The sequence below is a fragment of the Synechococcus sp. R3-13 genome (genome assembly GCF_047462195.1).
In the GTDB taxonomy this organism is placed as follows: Bacteria; Cyanobacteriota; Cyanobacteriia; order Thermostichales; family Thermostichaceae; genus Thermostichus.
Genome location: NZ_JANSIO010000479.1, coordinates 1 through 2,558 on the forward strand (window position 1 = coordinate 1; position 2,558 = coordinate 2,558).

Here is a 2,558-nt window from a genome sequence, read left to right on the forward strand (position 1 = left end):
AAACACCGCCAGCAGCCCCGACAGAAACACCCCCAGCAGCAGAAATGGCATTGCCTGCACCACAAGGCTCAGAAACAGGGTGAATCCGTCTCGCCAAAGGGGAGAGTCTAAAAGGCTCAACACACCGCCTCACGCACAATTTGGGCCTTACTGAGTTTGGATCCCGGCCCAGCGCCCTGTCAAACGGCTCTCAACCCCGCTCTTCTATAGGGATATAGCGTTGCTGGCGTTCACCTGTGTACACCTGGGTGGGTCGGAAAAGCCGATTATCGGACAACTGCTCCCGCCAATGGGCTAGCCAACCCGCCGCTCGGGCAATGGCAAACACCGGTGTAAACAAATCTTCTGGGATCCCCAGCTTGGCGTAGACCAACCCTGAGTAGAAGTCCACATTCGGGTAGATCCCCTTCGGCCCTAGCAACTCCTCACACACCCGCTCCACCTCCAGGGCAATGTCGTAGTACTTGTCGTGGCCGTAGCGCTCAAACAGCTCTTCGGCCAGCCGCTGCAGGATAGTGGCCCGCGGATCCTTCACCTTATAAACCCGGTGACCCATGCCCATGATGCGCTGTTTTTTGGCCAGCTTCTCCTCGATAAACGAGCGTACATTTTCCACCGAGCCGATTTGCCGCAGCAGCATCATCACCTGTTGGTTGGCCCCCCCGTGCAACAGCCCCGAAAGGGTACCCACCGCCGTGGCCAGGCTGCTGTAGGGGTTAGCCAGCGTGGAAGCGCTCACCAGAAGGGCAAACGTAGAGGCATTGACCGTGTGCTCGGCGTGCAGGATCAGGCAGATGTCAAAAATGCGGGCCAACCAGGGATCCGGCTTCTTGCCCGAGAGCATGTATAGGAAATTGGCAGCATGATCCAGGTTGTCGTCCGGGGGAATGGGATCGTTGCCCTGTCGCATCTGGTGGAACATCGCCACCATGGTCGGCAGCTTGGAGAGCAAGCGGGTGACGGTGCCGAACACATAGTCGGGATCCATCTCCCGCAGCGGGTAAAACAGCCCCAAGCCCGCCACACAGGTTTGCAGAGCATCCATCGGGTGGCCCGACTCCGGAAACGACTTGATCATGTCCCGGATGCGGTATTTCACCCGTCGATGACTGCGGATTGCCTGGTCAAAGTTGTCCAGCTCCGATTGGGTCGGCAGCTTGCCAAAGATCAGCAAGTAGGCTGTCTCCAGAAAGGTACTGTGGGCGGTTAATTCCTCGATGGGGATGCCCCGATATTCCAGGATCCCCGCCTGGCCATCCACAAAACTAATGTTGGAGCGTGTGGCCGGAACGCCTTCCAAGCCTGGTCTGTATTCGCCATCCGCCATGGTCGGATCCTTAGAGCAAGTATTTCCTAGATAATGATGAATCAAGGGTTGCCAAAGGTGCCTGGAACCCAACCCCTTGCCCCCCTCGGGCAGCACTGACCCCGCTTTGCCCCATTGACATGCTCCCTGCTCTAGAGGGCGAGGATTCCAGTTACTGGTTCCGTGACAGCACTTACCGTAAAGGACTCCGTCTCGCTTTCGCAAGAAGGTTTCCCCTCTACGACAGCGGCGCTTGTCTCCCCAGTGGTTTTCTTTTTCAAGGCGGCTTCCCCCTGCCCTAGGGTGTTGTTGCAGACAACAAAAAACTATTACAAAACTATTTATTATTTGTTTGGGTTTGACCCAGTCGTTAAACCGTTGGGCTTCTGCAGCGGTTGACTACCCTGCCGCTGCCGGCAGCATAGCACAGAGCCGCTCCCTACTGCTCCGCAAGCTGTCGCGACTGCGTCAGCGAGCCGTGAGCCTTGAGGGCCCAGTTTTTGGGTAAAGCAAAGTTTGGATCCCTGCAGCCAAGTGCCGCCCTTGCCATCCTTTACAGAGAGCTGGGCTGGGATCCGCCTTCTATCTTGCAACAGCTCCCGCTGCCCGACGCAAAAATTGTTGCTATGGTGAGAACTGCGCCCGGCTTGAGGGATCTTGGCGCCTGCCGGAGCCGTGAAAGTTCGCTCCCCCGCTTGGAGATCGGCACCGATGTCGGATACTGCTCAAACTCACCTTGGCTCCAGCCCAGTGCAAGGACTGGAGTACGTGGTACTGGGAGTGGCCACTTGTTTCCAGCAGGATCAGGAAGGCCGCCTGGTAGAGGTTTTGGTGGCCGAGCCGGTACCTGCTGCCGATTTGGACTGCCTGGCCCAAGAACGCCGCAGCACTTCCTATCTTCTCCTCTACGCCACAACCTATGCCGAGATCGTGAACAACGGGATCCCCACCTTGCCCACCGATGTTTTCCCGCCGGGGGTGCTGTTGGGGGAAAACTTCGTGGAACGGGTGCAAGCAGCGGCCCGCACCTATCGCAACAAGCCCCAGTTTCGCCATATCCCCCTGCACCAAACCTGCACTCCAGAGCGGGGGGTGTTCAGGCTCAATCACAGCGTTGAGCCGCGACGGATCCTCAATGCAGTTGTAGAGGTAAAGGATGCCGACAACATCAAACAGCACCCCCACACCCATCAACGGCTCTGACTCGCTGGGCTGTACGGTTGACATACTCCCCTGCCCAAAGGCAGGAGAT

Annotated in this window: 2 protein-coding genes; one reads left to right on the plus strand and one right to left on the minus strand. The window is 57.7% G+C overall.

Annotated elements, in window-relative coordinates:
• Positions 1-190: 190 nt before the first annotated feature.
• A complete protein-coding gene (locus tag NW856_RS13305; protein WP_011433503.1) occupies positions 191-1,327 on the minus strand; it encodes a citrate synthase in 1,137 nt (378 codons plus the stop codon).
• Positions 1,328-2,017: 690 nt separating this feature from the next.
• On the opposite strand from NW856_RS13305, the gene NW856_RS13310 reads away from it, so the two are divergent.
• Entirely contained in the window at positions 2,018-2,509 is a 492-nt protein-coding gene (locus NW856_RS13310) for a hypothetical protein (protein WP_414400644.1), read from the plus strand.
• The last annotated feature ends 49 nt before the right edge of the window (positions 2,510-2,558 follow it).